Below are 22,234 nucleotides of genomic sequence, written 5' to 3' on the forward strand. Positions count from 1 at the left end.
CAATGGGATGTTGGGGAATTACGGCTTTTGAATCAGATGCAGGACTGGATTCAGTAGAATTCATCAGAAAAAATATTCCGGGTGATGGCAGATTGGAACTCGGAAAGATCATTGAAGCAATGCAAAAGGAAAATTACCGTGTCTATGATGTTACTGACGGTTCGTCCCACTCTGGCCCGATGGCATTGGCAGAGGTAATTATTAAAATGAACGGCTGGGATTTTAGCGACCTGGATTACGACGGGGGTCCGTATAGGAAGGAAAAGAAATTCGGAGACATCACATCTTTGTCTGCATCCAGAGAATCCCTCCAGTGGCTCCGGAATTATATATCCGATACACTTAAATACGCAAAGGAAAATGCGGAGTTCAGAGCGAAATACGGAGAAAAATGGAGCGGTTGGTTCGAAGAAAGCAATTGGTACGGTTGGCAGGATCATATGGTGACGCTTATTGGCCAACTGGATACTTTTCTAGCTTCTTCCGGGGATCAAATGGAACTTCTCAGTCCACGGGAACGGGAAAAGGCCCCTATTAATAAACAGACATTTTAAAGGAGGATAATCGAATGAAAACTAAAAAGAATTGGACTGAACCTGAAATGATGCTCCCGGAATGTGCTTGCAGCTTTTGCGGGTTCGCGGAGGATGAAACGTTGGAGATCCATGCAGCCAGGGATGTTCTTGTCATTTTAAGGGATAAGATGACTGCGTTGGAACTGGTAAATGCAATCCATGCACTCAGCGAAATTGCATCAGGACTGACTGTGGATCTTGCGAAAGCATGTGGTACCTGTAATAACTGCGGCGATGAGGGACCGGAACTTTGTAAAGGTATCAATGAATGTGATGAAACCTGTGCCTCTCTTCATGGATGTGATGATGGTCCTGTGGGATGGGTGGCAAACTGTTCACTTTGCCACGACTTATTGGATGAAAGCCAGAATATCCACATCCCAGATTATATCCTGGAGGCTGCGGGTATCCCCAAGGGAACTAAGCTGGAAGCCTATGCAGATGGGGGCAGTGGAGAAATTACAGTGGTTGAGGCTGAAAGACAGTCCGGTATCACTGATGTTCCTTCCAGTATCCTTACTATATTGGCACAGAGCGGTGTATGCCTTGCTGAACTTGATGAGTTGATCATGCAGGAGGCAATTGTCTATGGCAGCTGATTTTTTATCTGTATATCCTTACTCCCTGGAGGAAGCAAAGCGGTTGAAAGAGGTCTCTTTATGGCGGAAAAGCCATAAAGAGAACGTTGCCTGCAAGGAGGCGATCAGAGAAGCTATCTGCCGGGATTTTGATGGGAAATATTTGAAAGCTGAATGTGCAGAACGTGTCATTGAGTTGTATGGCTTTCGGCGGGTAAGATGGGTACTGGCAAATACCGTTCAGCATAAGGATCATGATGGACGCTTCTCCCGTGAGAATAAGCTGTGGGCAGAGGTAGTTTTTATCCCGGAGAACAAGAATCATTTGGGAAATCTCAACAATAATATGGAGTTTGTCGTGGACAGCCATCCCGCAGTGTTAGATGGCTTTATCAATCAGTACCGCTGTGTCTACCAAGGACTTGGCCTGTTTGAGCATATCCACTGCGAGCCGGATTCAAAAAATCTGGATTATACAGGAAAGGTGCTGGTCATATCTCTGGATATCCTGAAAGAAAGCTACTGGAGTCAGCAGAATCAACTCTGGCTTGCAACCGGTGGTTTTGGCTGCCATCCGGATTCCTCTGGGCGGGCAGTTTTTTCCATCTGTTTAAGCGATGGCGAAAATACCCGTTGGAACCGCTCCGATTTTGTAGGTATTCTCAAGGAGGAGTTTCTGCCTGATTGGGCAAAAGAAAAGCTGGTGGAATATCAGACACAAAAACAGGAGTCTTCCGGTATAGGAGGGCTGGAAATAAAATGACGGAGGTGAAACTATGCCAGGCATTATGCTTCAGAATGGCCTGATTTCCTACTATGGCAATCCAGCGGGATACACAGAAAAGAATCAGGCAGTGGTTGACCGCATTTTCCAGTCTGAGGAAATGGATCAATGGTTGAAAGGCCGAGGGCTTACACCAAGGTGGACAGAAGGTGTAATGGAACGGATTCTCTCTGGTGAACGTCAGGGAGGGGAGGAATATGCTACGCCGCTTAAAAATGTCCGCATCTGGCAGCTTTGTCCAGAGGTCGATGTGCGAATGAAATTCATCAGCTATGTAGACATGGTGGAGCAGTTTGGCCCCCCAGTTCAGGAGGATTACTGTATAGCATATGACGGGCAGCCTGGTACCAACGATCTGGAAACAATCTATGAAAGGTTTTCCAATGGTCAGCCTTCCGGCTACTGTGGTAATCCTCTTTCAATGTCCGATGTGATTGAACTGTACGAGCAAAATGGAAGTGAGTTTTACTATATTGATCGCAAGACATTTAAGTCAATTGATTTTGAGAAAAAGGAGCAGCAACTCAATATGAATATGGGAATATAAAACAGCTTTGGCTGTTTTTAATGCCCTTAATTTGATTTAAAAGGAAGAAATTTAATGTTTCAGCTTTTGAAAAAATCACAGCGGCTAAAACTGTAAAAAGTTCAGAAAGGAGCTTAAACCATGACTAAAACTATGAAGGAAACTACCCCAAAGTATGATGTGAAAATCCATTCCATTCACCCGGAGGGTACTGTTCGAGCCAACGCTTCTGTAAACATTCATGGGGATTTTGCTGTCCGGGGGGTCAAGATTATGGAAGGAACTAAGGGTCTTTTTGTATCTATGCCCAGTTATAAATCAGGTAATGAATACAAGGATATCTGCTTTCCATGCACCAAGGAAGCAAAAGCAGAGTTTGATAAAGCGGTAATTGGGGCTTATCAGCAGACATTGGAACAGGGGCAGAAAACAGCATACTTACAGGAGGCATCTTCTCCTCAACAGGAGCAGGGTCAGCCTGTTATGGGCGGAATGTAGGAGGCAGTATTTATGAAAGAAAAAAAGAAAAAGCGTCTGAGTACCCTGTTGGTTCTCTGCCTTGTACTTTTTCTTCTGTTGGCAATTATTTTTGCTGTTCACCTGTTGCTTAAAGGAGGGAAAGATCACTGGACAGAAAAAGTCAACAATAATCTTGTAAAAGAAGATGCTCATGGCGGAACAGTATATCCGGAAGATTCTGTCATATGGTTTGGGTTTCCTGATACAGATGATTCGTCTGATCCGAATCAGGGATCTATGCAGAAAGGCAAAAAATATGGCACTGCAACAGGACAGTTTAATAAAAATTCAAAGCTGACAGAAGAAATTACTCATGATGAATCTAGTGACATAATAGGAGAATCGCAAAATACAGAGGATCAGATAATGGATGAAGAATCGAAAAGTCCTCCAGATCAAAATCCAGAGGATAACCCCAAAAATCCTGGTACTTTAAGTAAACCTGGCGGAGGTTCTTCCTCTGTTCCGGCACCGCAGTTTAGCTTCAGCCTTCCTCAAACTGCCTATACCAATACAGAAATTAAAATCCAGCCGGAAAGCCGCTATGTAAAGAGCGTGACCTGGACGCTTTCAAAAAATGGGCTGCCTGTTTCTTTGTCTGACGTGCTGTCCGGCACACTTTCTGAACAGGGAGGCATTGTGAAGTTCAAGGAAACAGGCAGCTTTACGTTAATTGCCACAGCACAAAACAGACGTGGTAAAACTGTGATTTATGAGCAGACGGTTTCCATTTATCCGGTGGTAACCGCCTCTTTTTTTCTGCCAAAGACTACTCACACAGATGGCTCAGTGGCGATTAATCTTAAGACTTCAAATCTTGGAAACAATGTGGTGGCATGGTCGATTAGAAGAGATGGTAAGTCAGTTTCTCTCTCTGATGTATTGAATGGTGAACTTACATCCACAGGCGGCACCGTGCAGTTTCGGTCTCCGGGTAAATATGATCTGACTGCCAGTATTATGGATGAGTTGGGAAAAAGAATTACAGCCAGTGGATCTATTATTGTTTATCCTGTAGCAGAGATAAAGCTGACTTTACCGGAGGTTACGCATACCGATAGAACCATTATTTTACAGGCAGAAACAAAAGAGACAGACGGGCTGACACTTGATTACGGGTTGACCCGAAACGGTGAATCTGTAGAGATTGCCGACTATATTGAAGGTAATTTATCGGAAGGAAGTGTTCGCTTTAAGGAGAGGGGAGTGTATGCCCTGACTGCCTCCGTGACCGATATAACTGAGCGGATATTTTCTGATACGGTAAATATTATCGCTTATCCTGTTGGTTCTGCAGGTTTTTATCTGCCGGAAATTTTCCATACGGATAAGAGCGTCATCGTAGAAGCTGTATTTGATGAAATTGAAAGCCATACTGCCAAATGGTCACTTATGTCAGAAAGAGAAGAAGTTGTATTTTCAGAGGTGGCCGAAGGTGAACTGGATAACAGTGGCGGCAGACTCCGGTTTAAACAGAAGGGGAATTATACTCTAAAAGTTGAATTCACCGATGACGGAGGAAGGACTTACCGCTATCAGCAGGACTTTAGAGTTTACCCAGTTCCTAAGGTAAGCTACAGTCTGCCCCAATATGCCCATACAGACAGTGATATTACGGTAAAGACCGATACGGCAGATATTGATGATCTCACCATTGAATGGCTTGTTGATAACACCTTTGGCTTCCAAAACTGGTCTACCTATGTAGGTGGGCGTCTTACCAATGAGGGAGGTACAATCCGTTTTAAGCGAGCTGGGCTTTATGAACTGGTGGCAAGGATTACTGATGCGACCGGGCGGGTCTTTCTGTATGAAACTGGTGGAAAATGTGAGGTACTTCCTGTTTTAAATATAGGATTCGATCTTCCTGATCTGGCCCATACGGATACAACTATTGACTTGAGAACCCATGGAAATAATAATGTACTTCCCGTGGAGTGGTCCATTACCCGAAACGGCAAGGATTTATCTCTTTCAGATGCTCTTTTAGGAGAACTGAATGCCTATGGTGGAAAAATTACTTTTCAATCCGAAGGTGAATATGTCCTTACTGCAACAATGACCGATTATCTGAAACGCAGCTATTCCCATAGTGAGAGTATTCTCATATTACCGGTAGTGCAGTACCAATTTTCTATGCCGGGAACTATTCATTATGGCACAGAATTTGATGTTCTTGCCGAGGATGTGCAGAATCTTGGCACCAACCATGTTGTCTGGGAACTGAAAAAGAACGGAGAAGAGGCACAGTACACCGGATTACTGGGGGATGAGGGCGGTAAGATATCTATCCGTGATACCGGCATATTTACGCTGAATGCAACTATAACAGATCGTGGCGGCCGCATAACCAGGCATTCGGAGAACATCATAGTCACCAATACGGCCCCTGATGCACCAGAGATAACCATCAATCAGACCCGCACGATGAAGGAAGGGAAATTCCTTGTAAATGTCACCGCCAGTGCCACAGATCCGGATGGAGATGCTGTGACCTTAGAATATGAAGGTACAACTACAGATGGTTATTATACAGTTGGCACACACAGCATCAGGGTTCGGGCCAGAGATGAGGCGGGAGCTTATTCTGACTGGACTTCCAGGACTTTTACTATTACCAGTACAGCCCCGACTGTAACGTTATCGGCAACACCTACCCGAAATGCACAAAGTGGAAAGTTTCTGGTAAATATCAGTGCTTCGGCAGCGGATGCAGATGGAGACACAACCACTTTAGAGTGGGATAACAAAGCAACAGATAACCGTTATCCTGCAGGTACTCATACCATCAAGGTAAGGGCAAAGGATTACACCGGACTTTATTCGGCATGGGTATCCAAAACCTTTACCATTACAAACTCGCCTCCTACAACACCGGTCATTAATCGAAGTCCGGGAGGCAACTCCGTGGCTCCGGGAACGCAGGTCACCATTACTGCTTCCAGCAGCGATCCAGATGGCGATCCAGTTACCCTCGTCTGGGAAAACAGAAATGCCCAGACACAAGCCTATCCGCTTGGAAGGAATCTGGTGCGTGTGAAAGCGGTGGATTCTACAGGTGCGGAATCTCCATGGGCAGCAATTGTATTTTTTGTTGCATCATCAAATGGTGGAGGCGGAATGACTCTGACTGGCCCAGATTCGGTGATTATGGAAAATGGGCTTGAAGGTGCAACAATTACAGCATATACCTTTACCGTGCCGCCTGTCAGCGGGCATAGTGGCTCTGACTTTGGAAGGGTGAGGGGCTATAACAAGCTGACCGGGCAGTGGGATCAGTTGGACTATGGAACTACCACAAATGGCATTACATTCAATCGTACTCTGGGTGCAGGAGTATATACCCGGCTGGAATTTTACTACTACACAAATCACGATTGCATGTACAACAAAAGTAATATTACCTATTCGGTAAATTATCATTTTGAATAATGGAGGAAACGTTTATGTTTAAAACTTTAAAAAGAGCAAAAGATCAGGCCACAGTAGGGACCAGAACAGCGATGTCATCTGCCGGACTTATGCTGTTTAAAGCAAAGTCAGCTATCTCTAATAACCGTGCGGAAGGTTACGTGGATACTGCCGTAAAGATTTTGATGGCTGTCGTAATTGGAGCACTGGTACTTGGCGGACTTTATTCCCTGTTTGGTGAAACAGTGCTCCCCACACTGACGGAACGCATTAAGGAAATGTTTAATTATGGGGGCTGACAGCATTGCACAAGCGGTGCTGTTTTTTTCTTTGCTTTTAGCTGCATCGCTATGGGATATCCAAAAACGAATGATACCCGACAGTCTATGCTTTTTTATACTTTTGACAGGTTTTCTTACCTTTACGTCGGAGAAACTATTTGGCATTTTACTTGGCCTGCCTTTGCTTATTGCCGCTCTTTTAAAAGAGGGTGGCATGGGGGGAGGAGACATCAAACTGACTGCTGCCTCTGGCTTTGTTCTTGGATTTCCTCTTGGTATAGCCGGGCTTATATTAGGATTGTGTCTAGTGATTTTGTGGTATTGGGGAAATCGAATTGTACGAAAAGCGGAGAGAAAGGCACTCCCCATGGTGCCATTTTTGGGAGCAGGATTTCTATGTGTGTATCTTTTTGATGCAGGAGAAGCTTTCCTATGAAATAAAAAATTAAATGGAAACAGGAGGAAATGGTATGTCAATAAAACGTGTAAATGCTAACTCAATGCTTTTTGAACCTGGAACCCTTAATGGAATCCCTATGATTGGAACAGGTGCACTATTGGAGCATGAAACGGTTCCTGCTGGATACTACTGTTATGACGTCTGCACTCCAGATGAGTATCCAGAGGTAAAAAACGCTACTGTATTACGGGATTTATCAGATCATGCAGATGGGTGCATTATTCTTGCAGAGCCGTTGGACTTCCAAGGAAAAGAAGAACTCAGCATGGAAAATCTGATTGTTTATGAAGACCGCTTCATGGTTGGTTTGGATGAGTTCATACGCCAGAGCGAGGAGCAGGAATCTTCGCTTGATCAGGAACAAAATACCTACTTGGCACAATCCATGTAGCAGGGAGGGAGGCTCTTGTTAAAAGTAGACATCAAAACCAGCTACAGTGAGGAATCTTTTATTATTCCAGACTGGCAGTCAGATGTACACTCCAATTATTATGGGCGTAAATTCTTTGATGAAGAAGACTATGCGGATTTTTATCTCCGTGGTCCATTATGCTTTTGCTGCGATTTTGAGATTGTAGATCTGAGAAAGGCAAGCCAGGAAGAAGTTGAAGAATATTGTCAGAGACATGAAAACGATCAGGAGGATCAAGTAAAAGAAATAATGAGTCTTAACAAATTACAATAATAGAAAGGGGGTCGGAGTTTCCGGGAAGATGCGCATCGGCTCCCTTCTAAAATGAATTATCAAATGCATCTTTTTAAGGGCGCACCAGATGATGAAGCAATTAAAATGATCCAGTATTATGAGAATCTGGCACTTGAGTATGATCCAAGAGGTTACTGTGTCTGCAGTTCAGAGGGAAAGGACAGCAGGGTATTAGGACATATATACCGGAGGGCTGGTGTAAAACATTTTTATCTGAATAACATGACTGGAATTGATCCTCCGGAACTTGTGAGATTCCAGAGGAAGAACTTCCAGGAATATCGGGATGCCGGATATTTGGCTTATAGTGTAAAATACCTTCGATCTATATGGGAACTGATGCTAAAAAAGAAGATTCCGCCATTACGAACTGTCCGATACTGCTGTGCAGAATTAAAGGAGAGGAGGGTACAAGAACAGGGAAATGCACTATTATCGTTTGGTGTCAGGAAGCATGAAAGCCGGGCCAGAGCGCAAAACCGAGATGAGTTAGAAATTGTCGCATTTGGCAAAAAAGGAAGAAATATCATCATGCCATATGATAATGAGGAGAACCGCAGGACGTTTGAAGTCTGCTATGCGAACAAAGAAAAGCGGTTGAATCCCATTGTGGACTGGTACGATGAATATATCTGGGATTACAGCCGGTACTGGAATTTGGAGCAGTGCTCTTTATACTGCGAAGGGTTTACCCGATTGGGCTGTATCGGCTGTCCAATGGCAAGAAAGGCAGGTCGTGAACGGGAATTTGCCCGTTGGCCAGGCTACAAAGAAAAGTACCTCCGTACATTTGAAAGAATAATTGAGGCGAGAAAAGCAGAGGGACGTATCATATATGATTATGCCAGGACCGCCCAGGATTGGTTTGACTGGTGGCTGTCAGACCGTCCAACAACAGATAAGGATGAGGCTCAAATGGTACTTGAGTTATCAGAGTATTAAGATAAAAGGAGAGATTTCATATGAGAATTATGAGGAACAGAACTGTGATGGGGATTATTTGTATTCTTTTATCCCTGATTATCTGTTTTGCAGTAACCCCGCTCTTTAACAAAAGTGTGAGCCAGAAGGTGGAAATTGTAAGAGTTGCAAAGGAGATCAACAAGGAAGATGAGATCACAAAAGACATGATAAAGTCCGTAGAGGTCGGCGGATACAATCTGCCCGAAGAGGTGGTCAGGGATACCGAGAGTGTTATTGGAAAATATGCTTCTTTTGATATGGTTCCTGGAGATTATATTCTGACATCTAAGATTGCAGATAAGCCGGCAGCCGAAAATGCCTATTTATATAATCTTGACGGAACAAGACAGGCCATATCAGTAACCATTAAAAACTTTGCCAGTGGTTTGTCCGGAAAACTCCAAAGCGGTGATATTGTATCAGTCATCGCTGCAGATTACCGGAAACAGGGTGCTACCGTCATTCCTCCTGAACTGAAGTATGTGGAGGTCATTGGGGTGACTGCTTCGTCTGGTTATGACGCTAATACAGGAGAAGCCCCTGCAGAGGACGATGACCGTGAACTACCCTCCACTGTAACATTATTAGTAAATCCGGAGCAGAGCAAGGTTCTCGCAGAACTGGAGGCAGACGGAAAACTCCATCTGTCTCTTGTTTATCGTGGCACATCAGCCAATTCTGTAAAATTTCTAGAGGCACAGGACAAGATGATTGCAGCACTGTATCCTCCCGTGTATCAGGAGGAGGAAACCAACGAACAGACTACTCCGCTGCCAGATGCAGAACAGTCAGTGGAGGATGGAGGACAGTAATGCTGAATTTTAAAAAAAACAGTATCTTTTCCCACCACAAAGAAAGAGACGAGGAATACCAGGAGCAGGAGGTACAGGGGGGCATACTGGCTGTCTGGGGATCACCCGGTTCCGGAAAGACTGTGACAGCTGTAAAACTGGCAAAATTTCTGGCGGATAAAAAGCACAACGTGGTGCTTCTCCTCTGTGATATGATGGCCCCCATGATGCCCTGTATCTGCCCGCCATCTGAACTGCAGAGTGAACATTCATTGGGCAGTATCCTTGCAGCGGCCCATGTGTCTGAACTGCTCATTAAACACAATCTGGTTACCTTGAAACGGCACAGCCATCTCACTCTGCTGGGTATGAAAAAAGGTGAAAATGAATACAGCTATCCCCCTTACTCTGAGGTACAGGCAAAGGAGCTGCTTTACGGACTGCGTGAAGTGGCTCCTTTTATCGTGGTCGACTGTGGAAGCTATATTGCTAATGATATTTTATCTGCTGTGGCTCTTTTGGAAGCAGACAATGTCCTGCGTCTTGCCAATGCGGATTTAAAATCGGTCAGCTATCTTTCCAGTCAGCTTCCTCTGCTTCATGACAGTAAATGGGATGCGGATAAGCAGTATAAGGTAGCAGCTAATGTAAAGCCGCAGCAGGCGGGAGAGCAGGTTGGACAGGCACTGGGATCTGTGTCGTTTACGGTACCTCATTCTTCTGAACTGGAGGAGCAGTATCTGGCAGGAAACCTGCTTGCGGATTTATCCTTGAAAGACAGTCGTCAGTTTCGTAAAGAGATTGAGAAAATAGCAAAAGAGGTGTTTGGATGTTAGGAAAGAAAAGAAGTCATTCGTTGTTTAAAGAAAATACCATGGAGGAAGTCTCAGACTCCTCTCTTCTTATAGAGGAAAAAGGGACATGTAAAAAAAACACAGAGAATACAGAACAATCAGAAAGCCCTCATGATACGGCAGAAAAAACTGTTTCTTTCTCATCAGACAGCGGAGCCCATTTCCTGTTTTTCACTCCGGAAGCTGAAGGGAAGGACTTTTCTACTGTGCTTGCTGAGGTACAGAAATATATTACATCCAATTACAGTACCCTGCTCACCGGAACCAGTGCAGATGCCAAAATGCAAATAAAGCGTTATATCAAAAATTACATTCAGGATAAACGCATTGCTGTACAGGGCATGAGTGAGGAAATGCTGATGGATGCTCTCTACACCGAAATGGCGGAATACGGATTCCTCACAAAATATATCTTTGGAACAGGGATAGAAGAGATTGATATTAATTCCTGGCGGGATATAGAGGTACAGTACAGTGATGGACGTAACGTAAAGCTGGATGAGCATTTTGACAGTCCGGAACATGCAGTTAATGTCATACGTAGGATGCTTCATGTTAGTGGTATGGTACTGGATAATGCCAGTCCTGCGGTGTTGGGACACTTAAGCAAAAATATCCGTATTGCTGCACTGAAAAGTCCTGTTGTGGATGAGGATGTGGGGGTATCGGCATCAATTCGTATCGTAAATCCCCAGAGTATGAAAAAAGAGGATTTTGTCAGAAGTGGAACGGCAACAGAACCCATGCTGGACTTTTTATCCTTTTGTCTCCGTTATGGGATACCGGTGTGTGTAGCAGGAGCAACCAGTTCTGGCAAAACCACACTGGCAGGATGGTTGCTGACCACCATCCCGGATAATAAACGAATATACACCATTGAAAATGGTTCCCGTGAACTGGACCTGGTGCGGGAAAAAGACGGGAAAGTAGTTAATTCCGTCATCCATACCCTGACCCGTGACAGTGACAATGACCGTCAGCGCATTGACCAGACTGACCTTTTAGACTATGCACTCCGCTTTAACCCAGACATTATTGTTGTGGGCGAAATGCGTGGTGCAGAGGCAAACGCCGCCCAGGAGGCAGCACGGACCGGAGTGGCGGTGCTGACCACCATACATTCCAATTCCAATGATGGTACCTATCGACGTATGGTGTCTCTATGTAAACGTGCCGTAGATATGTCAGATCAGACCCTTATGGATTACGTTACTGAGGCATACCCCATTGTCGTGTTCTGCAAGCAGCTCGAAAATAAGAATCGTCGTCTAATGGATATTCAGGAATGTGAAATTCTGCCGGATGGAGGGAGAAATTTCCGTCCGCTGTTCCAGTATATCATCAGTGAAAACCGTGTAGAGGGAAGCAATTTTATTATAGAAGGCCATCATGAACAGGTAAATGTAATTTCTGACAGCCTGGCCAAGCGATTCCTGGAAAATGGAATGCCTCAGACTATCCTAAATCAGATCCGGAGAAGGGAGGAAGAGGTTGCATGACAAGCATGTTACTGTTTGCCTGTATCGGGATGATTACAGGTTTATTTATTTTATTTGGTATTTCACCCATGGGATTCACCAATTCATTGTTTGCCCGGCTTACTGACAGGCCAAAATCCTTGAGAGATGAGATCGAGGAAGTGACTCATAGGCAGCGTCCTTCGTATCTGCGCAGGGAGATACAGGAGGTGCAGGCAATCCTCAAAGTTACTGACAGGGAGAGACGGTTTCCCGTTATATGTGCGACAGCTTTACTGCTGTTTGCAGCGGGTGCTTCGATTGCCGTTATGCTCTCAAATTTTTTTCTTATGCCTGTGATGGCAGCAGGATTTCTGATGCTGCCGTTCTGGTGGGTAAGGCTTACAGCGAGCCACTTCAAAAGAAATATTGCCTCTGAATTGGAAACTGCGCTTTCTATTATAACTACGGCATATCTCAGGAATGAAGATATTCTCACTGCTGCGGAGGAAAACGTGGCATACCTAAATCCGCCAGTCCTGTCTGTTTTTCAGAGTTTTGCTTCCAGAGTAAAATTGGTGGATCCAGATATTATATCGGCTCTTCACGACTTAAAACGGAAAATAGAAAATCCAGTTTTCAAAGAGTGGTGTGATGCTCTTATTTCCTGCCAGCATGACCGTAGTTTAAAATCCACCTTAACACCTATTGTCAGCAAACTCAGTGATATGCGGGTCGTTAACGGTGAGTTGGAAAATATGGTTTTTGAACCAAGAAAAGAATTTATTATTATGCAGATTCTTGTGATAGGTAACATTCCGCTATTGTATTTTTTGAACCAGGACTGGTATCACACTCTGATGCATACTCCACTGGGACAGGTGATCCTGACAGTTTGTGCAGCTGTAATTTTTATTTCCACAGCATTCGTTATCAAGTTAACCCAGCCTATCGAATACCGGAGGTAGAGGATGATTGCTTATATGATTTTATTCGGAGTCCTTCTTAGTGCAGGATTCTTTTTTATTGCCGCCGATGTTTTTTGCCTACCGAAACTCGCTACTCAAAAAGCTATGATGGAGGCGGGGAAGCAAGCAAAAGGAAAGTCTAAAATATCCGATACCCTGCTTCATTCGGCTGCGGTTAAAATATCAAAATATATTCAGATTGATGAATACAAGAAGAGACGTATGAAAAATGTCCTGTCAGCAGCAGGAATCCAGATGACACCGGAACTGTTCACAGCCTCGGCATTAGCAAAAGCCGGGGCTGTCGGACTTGGTGCATTTCCAACCCTGATTATTCTTCCGCTTCTGTCTCCCGTCATTGTATTTCTGGCAGTCCTTATATATTTTAAGGAAATCAGAAAAGCGGACGAGGCACTTCAGGCCAAGCGGGGAAAGATTGAACAGGAACTTCCCAGATTTGTAGCAACCATTACCCAGGAGTTAAAAGCCAGCCGGGATGTATTGTCCATGTTGGAACATTTTAAGAAAAATGCGGGGGAGGATTTTGCTGGTGAGTTGGATATCCTTACTGCGGACATGCGTTCTTCCAGTTATGAAGCAGCACTAACCCGGTTTGAGGCGAGGATCAATTCTCCTATGCTTTCAGACATTACCAGGGGACTAATTGGTATTTTGCGGGGAGATGACGGAAGTGTCTATTTTCAAATGCTTACTCACGATATGAAGCAGCTGGAACTCCAGCGTCTCAAGGCTCAGGCGATGAAAATACCTTCTAAAATTCGTGTATTCTCCTTTGCCATGCTGATGTGCTTCTTACTAACTTATATGTCAATCATTGTTTTTGAAATCATCAATTCTCTTGGCGGGATGTTTTAGGAGGCAGCATGATGCAGGATCAGAATTTAAAAGAAAGGTTTGTAAAGAAAATCCGGGATAATTATGAAAATTTCCTGCGGGACTGGCTGACTCAGGATGCGGAAGAATTGGTGTCTGATGCGGAAGAGATTGCTGCTACAAAAATACTTTATAATATTTTACCAGATATCACCTCCTCTGATGATATGGAGTATCTGCTCCAGTTCGAAAATCCCCTGGAAGTAGTAAGGGACGGATGGTTAGCTTTTAATAGCACTGACCTAAGCGATGATTTGAATCATGTATTGTGGTTTGTAAGTAAAAACCCATCAATCTGGGAGGATTATAAAATGGATGAAGAATCGGACTTGTGTGAAGGGCAGAATGTAACCTTGTACTGAAACAGCACCAGAAAATGAAGTGAGGAGAGAAGATGATAAACTCATAGATCTTTCCATATTGATTCAGGAGGATTTTCTATGGAAAATAAGCACCAAGTTTCGCTTTTTGACGGATTGCAGGAAAAACATGTGATGTTGCGAGTTCTAAAAAACAGGCGAGGTGAGGGGTACATTGATGTTGCAGTATTGGTGCTTTGTACCATGCTGGTCATTGCCCTTGCTGTCCGTGTATTCCCTGTTTATATCATAAAGCAGCAAATTGACACATTTGCTTCGGAGTTAATGCGTGAAGCAGAAATATCGGGGCGTGTTGGTACGGAAACCAGCCGCCGTGAGCAGCTCTTAAGGGAAAAAACCGGACTCAGTCCCACCATTTCCTGGTCTGATACCGGGAAGATCCACTTAAATGAGGAGGTTACGGTAACGGTCACCTATCAAACCAACATCGGACTATTTGCCGGATTTGGATCGTTTCCGATTACACTAAAAGCCAAAGCTGTAGGAAAATCAGAAGTTTACTGGAAGTAGGTGATGACGTGAAGAAAATAAAACAATTGCTTACCGATAAATGCGGCTCGTCTTTTCCTCTGATTGTTGCTGTGACCCTTGCACTGACTCTTATTTTTAGTGGCATTTCGGAATATTTCCGGTTGATGATCATTGCCCAGGGAGTGAGAGATGCCATACAGGATGCAGTTATCTCTGCCGTCAATGATAACTATGATGACGTATATCATAGCGTGAGAGAAGGATATTCAGGAGCTTATCAGCCAATGGCAGGAGACTTCGAGGAATCACTGGATTATGGGGATATTTATGAGCAGATAGATAGTATCCTTGGTTTGAGCAGTAGGGGTGGATATCATGAAAAACGTACAACAGAGGGCAAACTGGAGTTCAAGATATGGAATCTGGAAGTAGATATATACAATGCACCATTTGCCTCTGGTGATAGATCAGCGGAACGTTTTAAGGTAGACAGCACAATTATGCTGGAGGTTCCTGTATCTTTTAGAACAAAACTTCTTCCGCCTATGCAGATCAGAATTAAAACCAGTGCCGGTTATACTCCTAAATTTTAATTTTTTGATCAATGTTTTAAATGAAAGTAGACTTTGAAAAATAATTGTGGTAGGGTGATGAATAAGAAAGGTTATCGAGATTTAATAATTGTCAAGTGCTTTAAGGAGGGACGTTTATGGATATGAATTACAGAAAGAAAAAGGCTATTATTGCTGGTGGAGTGGCAGCAATCCTCTTGCTTTTTTCCCTGATTAGTAATCAATTTCGCAAGCCCGTATCTGTGGCAGAGGCAACGGAGACAACTTCATCAGAAGCAGAAACTGAGGTTATACCCAGTACAGAAATAGAAATAACAGTTGCGGCAGTCATCGCAGAGAGCAGTGAAACAGAAAAAGAGACAGAAACTTTACTGCCACAGAGTGACCAGGTGGTGCAGGAAATACAGACGGAGGCAACAAAACCGGCAGAACCGCCAAGAGAAAAGATAACAAATCCAAACCAGAAACCGAATGGAGAAACTGTGGCTAAACCGGAGCCAGTGAAACATGAAGAGGTTGTGGTTCCGACAGAGGCCCCCAGGGTGGAAGAGATACCGGAAACAAAAACTGCAGAATCCGCTCCAAGCAGCGAGACACAAGGTGGAGAGACAGAGGCAGGAGGTATCTATGTTCCGGGCTTCGGTTGGGTGGAAGGAGCCGGCGATTCTTATGGTGTAACGGCTGAAGATATATATGAAAACGGAAATAAAATTGGCATCATGAATTGATGCCACAGATGAAGCACAGGCGAGATGTCTGTGCTTTTTGATTGGAGGATATTAATGAAACATTTATTCCGTGTGCTGTTATTGGTTATTATGATAGCGGTGTTTCCATGCCTGAATGTCTTGGCCGTCGGAGAAGGGAATATTAATAATGGTGGCGGTGGCTTAGGTGCAGGAAACAGCTCAAATAAATGGACTCCGGGGAATGAAGGAGTTCGTATTACTGTAGTAAGGGTGAATGATTTAGCAGTTGTAACAGAACCCATTGATTTAACAAATAAAAAGCCTGTCGGCCTGGCACACTTTGGTAAAGTTTCTAAGTTACAATATAAAAATGGAGAAGTGCTTACTCCAAGTCCCTCAAGCTATCATTATGTTAATACGGGTCAGACAGTACCCAGGATTATCAGTAGCCAAAGCCTTGGAGTTGCTAATATTGAAGAAATAAAAAGATATTTTACTGATGAACAGGTTCTCCGTGGAATTGCCGGTGTACTGGGAATGGACTTTGATATCCTTATTAATGGGGATTACAAACTTTTAATTGAACCGGTGTCTTATTTAACCTATGAAGGTGTTTTTTTTGGAATGACAGCCACTGAAGCAGCCCTTTATGACGAGGTAACAAATGGTGGTTTACGTTCTAAACTTCCTACCGTTGGATTTCAAAACCTTCCCCTGGCAATGTTCCTGGAAATTTCAGATTTAGGTTATCCAGCCTGGGATGGGCCAAGATCTGGAATTCGGTCAAATCAGGAAATTAAATCATCTTTGGGACTCGGTATTATTCAATTTAAAGAAAGGGAAGCAGAATCTCCAGAAATTATCAGTTATGATTATGAGTACCGGGTCAATACAGAAGTAATTTCTGCAGTCAGAGTCAGCGGTGGCCAGTCTGATCCGGATCATCCAACACGGGTTAAATTTTATATTGGTGGCCGGAGTTATCAGGTGGATAATGTCTATTATCCAGACGGTGACAGTCAGATTGTATGGGTAAAATGGACTACTCCTGCAACTGAGCAGAACATGACTATTACTGTTACAGTATCCGGTCTCGGCAATGCAACCAAGGGGACCATTCATGCGAAGATTGTGGATTTGGGGAAGAATCCTCCACCCAATCCGGTTGCTGATGACCGGAACGATAGTTTTTCTCCTGCTTCTGTTCCTAACAGGCCAGTAAAAACCTTTGCAAGTTGGAGCGTCTGGCGTCCTTGGTGGCAGGAGTATTGGGTTTGGCATGATGGAGATGATGATGATGGATACTGGTGTGATCATGGGTGGTGGGAGTTCGATCTGGATTCCTATCAAGCCAATCTTTCGTCCAGCATGAGTATCAAATGCGACAGCAAAAATCCCACATCAAGTGGCAGGACAATGAAATCTGGCTATGGGATTAATCAGACGGTAACCGGTAGTGTTAGTTCCAACCAGAGTTTGGCAGTTACCCAGCCACAGAATGCAGTCAGTTATTTTCCGGAATTTGGTTACAAAACTTATTGGAGATTGTTGGAGCGTACCGGTTCCGGACGGTTTGAATTCCAGAAAAATAATTATTCTGCATATAAAAATCGTACACATTTCTCACCGATTTGGATGCCGGATGGAGTCTATACGGTTAATACCTGGCTTTTGGATGCGTGGACCCCTGAGGGAATGTTGTCGGCTAACCTAACAGACAGCCTCACTATCCGAGGTGATTTATGGGAAGATTGGCATATCAGTCCGAAAAAACCATAGGGAAATGGGATGAGATGGTATCTGATAGTTCTTAAATTATCTTGGTCATTTTACTTGTATAAAAACAAACATTAGCATGGATGAGAAAATAAAGTTATAAAGCAAAAAAAGAAATGAGGCCGTGGGAGTAATCCTGCGGTTTTTTCTATGAAAGAAAGGTGGATTTAATGAAGCAAAATAAAAAGATTGTACTGGCTCTTTGCATGGTACTCATGATGTCCTTTATATTTGATACTACTGCTTTTGCATCAGGAAATGTTGCTGGAGCCATTGAAAGTACATGGAAGGACGCTTCTGCGCAGATTAAGACAGTTGTTAACAACGTAGTATTCCCTGCTATCGATTTGGTTTTAGCTGTATTTTTCTTTGCAAAGCTGGGCACGGCATACTTTGATTATCGCAAGCACGGGCAATTTGAGTGGGCGGCGCCATCCATCCTATTTGCCTGCCTTGTGTTCACCTTAACTGCTCCTCTTTATGTTTGGACGATTTTGGGGATGTGATAATATGGAAAAAAAGGATAGTAGTATGCTCCCAATTATTGGAGAAATAACTTATTTTGATAATAATGAAGTTATGCAGTATACCGATTCAGAACAATATTTAGCGGATATTCAGAAAAATTTCAATGTGCTTGGTATTAATGGCTGGCGCTATAAAACAGTTGCGAAAGATCCTGCGTTGATTTTATCTGTCCGGAATATTGAACACAATGAGTATGGTTTGGAGCCGGAGGAAGAAATGGAACTCATTGCGCCATCACAAGATGATGAACAGAGAAAAATAGCTTCAAATAAAGCCCGTAATGCATCGGATATGCCAGAGTGCCTCCGCCTGCTTTCTGCTCTTGAAGAAGAATTACAGGGAGAAAAGGGACAAGTCGGAGAATGGATGCGGATTTCTTATGAATTAAATGAAGATTATGAAGTTTCTCCTGCTGAAATGGTCCAGGAGATATGTGATGCATTTAGGAACGTGAATCATCAATATGGCAACCACATTGCCTGTACCTTGTATGCCAGACAAAGTATTGTACTCCCAAATGAAATTGTTCACGCCGCAGACTATTTGAGCATGGGAGGAAAGTTTCAGGATATTCGTAATTTAGCTGATGTTGGTATGTTCATGGGAGCTTATGATCTGCTCGGACACGATTTAAAAACAGATCTGGTCGAATTCATTAACAACGGCGGATCAGCTGATGAAGTATATACATTCTTTGATTTGCAGGAACAACGGCAAATGAATGATCAGTATGAGGATATTCCACCAACCTTAAACCAGTATTGAGTAAGGGGATTTGGAACGAAGACCATGAGAAAAGAACAAAAGATAAGTTAAGGATTGAAAAATAGTAGCAGGTAATCAGTGAATTTTATGGAGATAGATATTTGAATATAGGAGAGGAAAATGAATAACAAAGAAAAGCCATGGTTTATGCGTTTGACTATACAGAATAACAGGACTGGACAACAGTCCTCAGCCATATATCCATGTAATAAATACGAGATGTTAGAAAACCTTAATTGGTGCCGGATTCCTTATGGAAGTGGTAATTATAGTCACCTGGCAACAAGTTATATTCGGGTAGCTGCAGACAGTTTACAGGAAGCTCTGGCCGGAATTATTGAAAATAAAGATCATCCTCCATCTATCATGGAATTAAATTGTCTGGGAGAGCAGATACAGCGTATGTCTTCACAAATGCGTATCTATTTGGAGACCGGATGCTACTATTGTGGAAATCATTAACACGGCATACCTACTTCTGTCAGAAAATGTGGTGTATGATGGAATAGCTATGTCGGACCGGGCTGTGCTTCTGGGTGATGATGAACCGTATTTTCGGGTCCAACTCATCGTGGACAGCGACAATGAAGAACTGGGGGAAGAAGATGGTATATGGATAAACTGCCCTGCCAGTGAGAGTGATTTGGAGTCTGCTGTCAAACAGCTGGGAGTTAAATCATATCATGATCTTGAAACGGGGGCTATATATGGCCTCATCGATCAATTTCTGGCAGAGGAGTATTGTGAAGGTATGCCGTATACTTTTGATGAAATTAATGAACTGGCACAGGCTATGAAAGAACATGATGTAATCAGGGATCTTGGCAAATACAAAGCTATTTTAAACTATGAAAGCTATGTAGACATAGAAAAGGCTACTGTATTAGCTGGAAAACTGGATAATTATGAATTTTATTATGGAGAGGAACTGAGCGAGGTAGCTAATCTTTACAAGAATCATAATCCTGATAATCTTGATTATGAGGAATTAATTGAAGAACTGGGCTTTGAAGATACGAACTACGGTATTGTAAGGACAGTAGGTGAACCGGAATTGAGACAGCGTGGCCCGGAATTTGGTTGATTTACAACCATGATATTTATATGGGCATTATTCGGATGATTAAAAACTAAAACTTGAAGGTTTCTTTTGAACATAGACAGGCGGTCTTTCTATCCGCCTGTCTATTTGCATTGTGAGAAAGGAGGTTTATCTCTTGTTTATTTGGGATTTTGTTCTTGGTACATTTATGGATCAGATGATCGAATGGTTCTATGGACAGCTAGTTGGATTTCTTTCTGATTTTTTTGCCTTAATGGGGAATATGGGCGTGGAGTTGTTTGCATTAAAATGGATAGAGTCCATCATCCTGTTCTTTTCTTATCTGGCCTGGTCCTTATATGTAACCGGACTTGTGGTGTCAGTGTTTGAAACTGGCATTGAGTACCAGTATGGCAGAGGAAACGTAAAAGACGCTGCCATAAATGCTATTAAGGGTTTTATGGCTGTATCCCTATTTACTGTTGTACCGGTAGAACTGTTCAAGCTTTCCATCAACCTTCAAAGTAGATTAACGACGGGGATCACTGGGTACCGAAGCGGCTTTGGAGAGCTTGCTAAAAATATTATTGCGGATCTTGGTAGTTGGTCAGAATTTAGCAGTGTGATAAGTGCTGGCATTTTTGGAGGGCTGTCTTCTATTACAAATCCGATTATGATGCTTTTTATAATTGTTATGATGGGTTATGCGGTGATAAAAGTCTTCTTTGCCAATCTCAAGCGGGGAGGTATATTGATGATCCAGATTGCCGTAGGCAGTTTGTACATGTTCTCCATTCCCCGTGGTTATATCGACGGATTTACCCAGTGGTGCAAGCAGATCATTGGCCTGTGCCTTACTACATTTTTGCAGGCTACTATTCTTGCTGCCGGACTTATGATCCTTAGAACTCAGGCCCTTATTGGACTTGGTTTAATGCTTTCTTCCGTAGAGGTTCCCAGAGTTGCCGGGGCTTTTGGAATGGATACAAGTACAAAGGCAAATCTGATGTCTGCCGTTTATTCTGCCCAAACTGCCGTTAATACCACCCGGACAGTGATACAGGCGTTTGCGCCGAAGTAGAAAGGGAGGGCTTATGAAATTAATTTACGTGGCATCTCCTTATGCAGGAGATATTGAAAAGAATACGGAGTTTGCCAGGAAAGCATGCAGATATGTATTGGAACAGGGACACGCTTTTTTTGCTCCTCATTTGCTATATCCGACAATTTTAAGTGAAAGTATACCGGAGCAGCGTCAGCTTGGAATTGAAATGGGACTTACGATACTTGCAAAATGTGATGAATTGTGGGTCTGTGGTGATATGATCAGCTTTGGTATACAGGTAGAAATTAAACTGGCAAAACAGCTTGGTATTCCAATCTGCTATGTTTCTACAGATCATATCCTCGGCATAAAGAAAGGTGCATATGCAATATGGGCAAGGTCCCGAACCGATAGCCCCCTTGCAGGACAATCTGGCTTTTTATGTGAGGGTAACAATATTTTGATTTTTCAGTCGCAGAATGACGCTGAGATCAAAGTCAAGGATATACGCAATCTATGCCTGAATACTTCCCCAGTTGCTGAATTTCAGTGCCTGACTTATCCTGCTAAGTATGTATCAGAGAGTCATATGCATCTGGAAACAATTCAAAAGTTGGACATGATTCCATCTTTTACGCCCAATACGTTTGAAGTCAAAAGTCAGATATATGGTGATACTGGTGGACATTGTATGGTTGGCACAGTGCAGTTTTATCTTCCTGAACTTGATAAATGTGTATGGATCAGCTGTAATGATGAATGTGTGATCATTTCTTCGGCGGATTCTACCTGGAATGAAGACGGGAGTGACAGTTGGGAAAGGTATGAGGAGGTCATGCTTTATATGACACCATTTGATCAGGAGATTCCAGAAGATGCCCGTCCCTGGCTCCCTATGATATATAAAACTTTGGAATATACCATTGAACAGGAAACAAAGTATTTAAATAATTATGCTTTTTCATTACCAGTAGCGTGGCTTCCCGAATCAATCAAGAAAAATGCAGATCTGGAATATCTCACATGGCTTCAGGCTGAGGGGAAAGAGGCACAGGTAGTAAGGGGAGGAAAGATTCAAATTGAAAAGAATTATCTTCAAAGGAATCAGAACACATTTAACATGAATGGTTCCATTTAAAAATAACACTCGGTTAGACCCTATAAAATAAAATGTGACAACAAAATAGAAAGGAAAATTA

General features: G+C 43.1%; 27 protein-coding genes. All 27 read left to right on the forward strand.

The window, feature by feature from the left end; translation table 11 throughout:
- The first annotated feature begins 2 nt into the window (after positions 1-2).
- The gene (locus tag RT269_RS04425; protein ID WP_313180783.1) at positions 3-554 is read left to right on the forward strand and encodes a DUF4259 domain-containing protein; all 552 of its coding nucleotides are present in this window, start codon (positions 3-5) and stop codon (positions 552-554) included.
- A 14-nt stretch (positions 555-568) separates the two neighbouring features.
- Positions 569-1,174, forward strand: coding sequence for a hypothetical protein (locus RT269_RS04430; RefSeq protein WP_313180785.1), 606 nt, complete (start codon positions 569-571; stop codon positions 1,172-1,174).
- Positions 1,164-1,916, forward strand: coding sequence for a DUF3849 domain-containing protein (locus RT269_RS04435; RefSeq protein WP_313180786.1), 753 nt, complete (start codon positions 1,164-1,166; stop codon positions 1,914-1,916). Before RT269_RS04430 ends, RT269_RS04435 begins: the two co-directional genes overlap by 11 nt.
- Before the next feature lie 13 nt (positions 1,917-1,929).
- The gene (locus RT269_RS04440; RefSeq protein ID WP_313180788.1) at positions 1,930-2,484 is read left to right on the forward strand and encodes a YodL domain-containing protein; all 555 of its coding nucleotides are present in this window, start codon (positions 1,930-1,932) and stop codon (positions 2,482-2,484) included.
- Positions 2,485-2,604: 120 nt separating this feature from the next.
- The gene (locus RT269_RS04445) at positions 2,605-2,961 is read left to right on the forward strand and encodes a SpoVG family protein (RefSeq protein WP_313180789.1); all 357 of its coding nucleotides are present in this window, start codon (positions 2,605-2,607) and stop codon (positions 2,959-2,961) included.
- Positions 2,962-2,973: 12 nt separating this feature from the next.
- The gene (locus RT269_RS04450) at positions 2,974-6,414 is read left to right on the forward strand and encodes an S-layer homology domain-containing protein (protein ID WP_313180791.1); all 3,441 of its coding nucleotides are present in this window, start codon (positions 2,974-2,976) and stop codon (positions 6,412-6,414) included.
- 71 nt (positions 6,415-6,485) lie between these two features.
- Positions 6,486-6,692: a DUF6133 family protein gene (locus tag RT269_RS04455; protein WP_313180914.1), complete on the forward strand. Its 207-nt coding sequence runs from the start codon at positions 6,486-6,488 to the stop codon at positions 6,690-6,692.
- Positions 6,682-7,110, forward strand: coding sequence for an A24 family peptidase (locus RT269_RS04460; RefSeq protein ID WP_313180792.1), 429 nt, complete (start codon positions 6,682-6,684; stop codon positions 7,108-7,110). Before RT269_RS04455 ends, RT269_RS04460 begins: the two co-directional genes overlap by 11 nt.
- 34 nt (positions 7,111-7,144) lie before the next feature.
- Positions 7,145-7,525 (forward strand): LPD28 domain-containing protein, encoded by a 381-nt coding sequence (locus RT269_RS04465; RefSeq protein WP_313180794.1) that lies wholly within the window; start codon positions 7,145-7,147, stop codon positions 7,523-7,525.
- A gap of 15 nt (positions 7,526-7,540) precedes the next feature.
- A complete protein-coding gene (locus RT269_RS04470) occupies positions 7,541-7,819 on the forward strand; it encodes a hypothetical protein (RefSeq protein WP_313180795.1) in 279 nt (92 codons plus the stop codon).
- A gap of 63 nt (positions 7,820-7,882) precedes the next feature.
- Positions 7,883-8,782: a phosphoadenosine phosphosulfate reductase domain-containing protein gene (locus RT269_RS04475; RefSeq protein WP_313180797.1), complete on the forward strand. Its 900-nt coding sequence runs from the start codon at positions 7,883-7,885 to the stop codon at positions 8,780-8,782.
- Between the two features lie 20 nt (positions 8,783-8,802).
- On the forward strand, positions 8,803-9,615 hold the full coding sequence (cpaB, locus tag RT269_RS04480) for a Flp pilus assembly protein CpaB (protein ID WP_313180798.1): 813 nt from the start codon (positions 8,803-8,805) through the stop codon (positions 9,613-9,615).
- Complete coding sequence (locus RT269_RS04485; RefSeq protein ID WP_313180799.1) at positions 9,615-10,430, forward strand: ParA family protein; 816 nt, start codon at positions 9,615-9,617, stop codon at positions 10,428-10,430. The genes cpaB and RT269_RS04485 overlap by 1 nt, the downstream gene beginning before the upstream one ends.
- Positions 10,424-11,947 carry a type II/IV secretion system ATPase subunit gene (locus RT269_RS04490; protein ID WP_313180800.1) on the forward strand — a complete coding sequence of 508 codons (1,524 nt, stop codon included), beginning with the start codon at positions 10,424-10,426 and terminating at the stop codon, positions 11,945-11,947. Before RT269_RS04485 ends, RT269_RS04490 begins: the two co-directional genes overlap by 7 nt.
- Positions 11,944-12,873 (forward strand): type II secretion system F family protein, encoded by a 930-nt coding sequence (locus RT269_RS04495; protein ID WP_313180801.1) that lies wholly within the window; start codon positions 11,944-11,946, stop codon positions 12,871-12,873. The genes RT269_RS04490 and RT269_RS04495 overlap by 4 nt, the downstream gene beginning before the upstream one ends.
- 3 nt (positions 12,874-12,876) lie before the next feature.
- On the forward strand, positions 12,877-13,749 hold the full coding sequence (locus RT269_RS04500; protein WP_313180803.1) for a secretion protein F: 873 nt from the start codon (positions 12,877-12,879) through the stop codon (positions 13,747-13,749).
- An 8-nt stretch (positions 13,750-13,757) separates the two neighbouring features.
- Positions 13,758-14,129, forward strand: coding sequence for a DUF3848 domain-containing protein (locus RT269_RS04505; protein WP_313180804.1), 372 nt, complete (start codon positions 13,758-13,760; stop codon positions 14,127-14,129).
- A gap of 132 nt (positions 14,130-14,261) precedes the next feature.
- On the forward strand, positions 14,262-14,657 hold the full coding sequence (locus tag RT269_RS04510) for a DUF4320 family protein (RefSeq protein WP_313180916.1): 396 nt from the start codon (positions 14,262-14,264) through the stop codon (positions 14,655-14,657).
- Between the two features lie 8 nt (positions 14,658-14,665).
- Positions 14,666-15,211: a hypothetical protein gene (locus tag RT269_RS04515; RefSeq protein ID WP_313180806.1), complete on the forward strand. Its 546-nt coding sequence runs from the start codon at positions 14,666-14,668 to the stop codon at positions 15,209-15,211.
- 116 nt (positions 15,212-15,327) lie between these two features.
- On the forward strand, positions 15,328-15,918 hold the full coding sequence (locus RT269_RS04520) for a DUF6550 family protein (protein WP_313180807.1): 591 nt from the start codon (positions 15,328-15,330) through the stop codon (positions 15,916-15,918).
- A 54-nt stretch (positions 15,919-15,972) separates the two neighbouring features.
- A complete protein-coding gene (locus tag RT269_RS04525) occupies positions 15,973-17,658 on the forward strand; it encodes a hypothetical protein (protein ID WP_313180809.1) in 1,686 nt (561 codons plus the stop codon).
- A gap of 167 nt (positions 17,659-17,825) precedes the next feature.
- Positions 17,826-18,161, forward strand: coding sequence for a DUF3852 domain-containing protein (locus tag RT269_RS04530; protein ID WP_313180810.1), 336 nt, complete (start codon positions 17,826-17,828; stop codon positions 18,159-18,161).
- A 4-nt stretch (positions 18,162-18,165) separates the two neighbouring features.
- The gene (locus RT269_RS04535; protein ID WP_313180811.1) at positions 18,166-18,948 is read left to right on the forward strand and encodes a hypothetical protein; all 783 of its coding nucleotides are present in this window, start codon (positions 18,166-18,168) and stop codon (positions 18,946-18,948) included.
- Between the two features lie 120 nt (positions 18,949-19,068).
- Positions 19,069-19,410 carry a hypothetical protein gene (locus RT269_RS04540; protein ID WP_313180812.1) on the forward strand — a complete coding sequence of 114 codons (342 nt, stop codon included), beginning with the start codon at positions 19,069-19,071 and terminating at the stop codon, positions 19,408-19,410.
- Positions 19,397-20,032: a hypothetical protein gene (locus RT269_RS04545; protein ID WP_313180813.1), complete on the forward strand. Its 636-nt coding sequence runs from the start codon at positions 19,397-19,399 to the stop codon at positions 20,030-20,032. The genes RT269_RS04540 and RT269_RS04545 overlap by 14 nt, the downstream gene beginning before the upstream one ends.
- 133 nt (positions 20,033-20,165) lie before the next feature.
- Positions 20,166-21,071, forward strand: coding sequence for a conjugal transfer protein TrbL family protein (locus tag RT269_RS04550; protein ID WP_313180815.1), 906 nt, complete (start codon positions 20,166-20,168; stop codon positions 21,069-21,071).
- A gap of 13 nt (positions 21,072-21,084) precedes the next feature.
- Positions 21,085-22,173, forward strand: a complete 1,089-nt coding sequence (locus RT269_RS04555) for a DUF7768 domain-containing protein (RefSeq protein ID WP_313180817.1) — start codon at positions 21,085-21,087, stop codon at positions 22,171-22,173.
- Positions 22,174-22,234 lie beyond the last annotated feature (61 nt).

The organism is Lacrimispora sp. (assembly GCF_032078915.1).
Classification (GTDB): domain Bacteria; phylum Bacillota; class Clostridia; order Lachnospirales; family Lachnospiraceae; genus Lacrimispora.

Bases quoted from the DNA above. Each gene is read 5' to 3' on its own strand.
- RT269_RS04425 (WP_313180783.1), top strand. From the start codon at position 3: ATGGGATGTTGGGGAATTACGGCTTTTGAATCAGATGCAGGACTGGAT.
- RT269_RS04430 (WP_313180785.1), top strand. From the start codon at position 569: ATGAAAACTAAAAAGAATTGGACTGAACCTGAAATGATGCTCCCGGAA.
- RT269_RS04435 (WP_313180786.1), top strand. From the start codon at position 1,164: ATGGCAGCTGATTTTTTATCTGTATATCCTTACTCCCTGGAGGAAGCA.
- RT269_RS04440 (WP_313180788.1), top strand. From the start codon at position 1,930: ATGCCAGGCATTATGCTTCAGAATGGCCTGATTTCCTACTATGGCAAT.
- RT269_RS04445 (WP_313180789.1), top strand. From the start codon at position 2,605: ATGACTAAAACTATGAAGGAAACTACCCCAAAGTATGATGTGAAAATC.
- RT269_RS04450 (WP_313180791.1), top strand. From the start codon at position 2,974: ATGAAAGAAAAAAAGAAAAAGCGTCTGAGTACCCTGTTGGTTCTCTGC.
- RT269_RS04455 (WP_313180914.1), top strand. From the start codon at position 6,486: ATGTCATCTGCCGGACTTATGCTGTTTAAAGCAAAGTCAGCTATCTCT.
- RT269_RS04460 (WP_313180792.1), top strand. From the start codon at position 6,682: ATGGGGGCTGACAGCATTGCACAAGCGGTGCTGTTTTTTTCTTTGCTT.
- RT269_RS04465 (WP_313180794.1), top strand. From the start codon at position 7,145: ATGTCAATAAAACGTGTAAATGCTAACTCAATGCTTTTTGAACCTGGA.
- RT269_RS04475 (WP_313180797.1), top strand. From the start codon at position 7,883: ATGCATCTTTTTAAGGGCGCACCAGATGATGAAGCAATTAAAATGATC.
- cpaB (WP_313180798.1), top strand. From the start codon at position 8,803: ATGAGAATTATGAGGAACAGAACTGTGATGGGGATTATTTGTATTCTT.
- RT269_RS04485 (WP_313180799.1), top strand. From the start codon at position 9,615: ATGCTGAATTTTAAAAAAAACAGTATCTTTTCCCACCACAAAGAAAGA.
- RT269_RS04490 (WP_313180800.1), top strand. From the start codon at position 10,424: ATGTTAGGAAAGAAAAGAAGTCATTCGTTGTTTAAAGAAAATACCATG.
- RT269_RS04495 (WP_313180801.1), top strand. From the start codon at position 11,944: ATGACAAGCATGTTACTGTTTGCCTGTATCGGGATGATTACAGGTTTA.
- RT269_RS04500 (WP_313180803.1), top strand. From the start codon at position 12,877: ATGATTGCTTATATGATTTTATTCGGAGTCCTTCTTAGTGCAGGATTC.
- RT269_RS04505 (WP_313180804.1), top strand. From the start codon at position 13,758: ATGATGCAGGATCAGAATTTAAAAGAAAGGTTTGTAAAGAAAATCCGG.
- RT269_RS04510 (WP_313180916.1), top strand. From the start codon at position 14,262: ATGTTGCGAGTTCTAAAAAACAGGCGAGGTGAGGGGTACATTGATGTT.
- RT269_RS04520 (WP_313180807.1), top strand. From the start codon at position 15,328: ATGGATATGAATTACAGAAAGAAAAAGGCTATTATTGCTGGTGGAGTG.
- RT269_RS04525 (WP_313180809.1), top strand. From the start codon at position 15,973: ATGAAACATTTATTCCGTGTGCTGTTATTGGTTATTATGATAGCGGTG.
- RT269_RS04530 (WP_313180810.1), top strand. From the start codon at position 17,826: ATGAAGCAAAATAAAAAGATTGTACTGGCTCTTTGCATGGTACTCATG.
- RT269_RS04535 (WP_313180811.1), top strand. From the start codon at position 18,166: ATGGAAAAAAAGGATAGTAGTATGCTCCCAATTATTGGAGAAATAACT.
- RT269_RS04540 (WP_313180812.1), top strand. From the start codon at position 19,069: ATGAATAACAAAGAAAAGCCATGGTTTATGCGTTTGACTATACAGAAT.
- RT269_RS04555 (WP_313180817.1), top strand. From the start codon at position 21,085: ATGAAATTAATTTACGTGGCATCTCCTTATGCAGGAGATATTGAAAAG.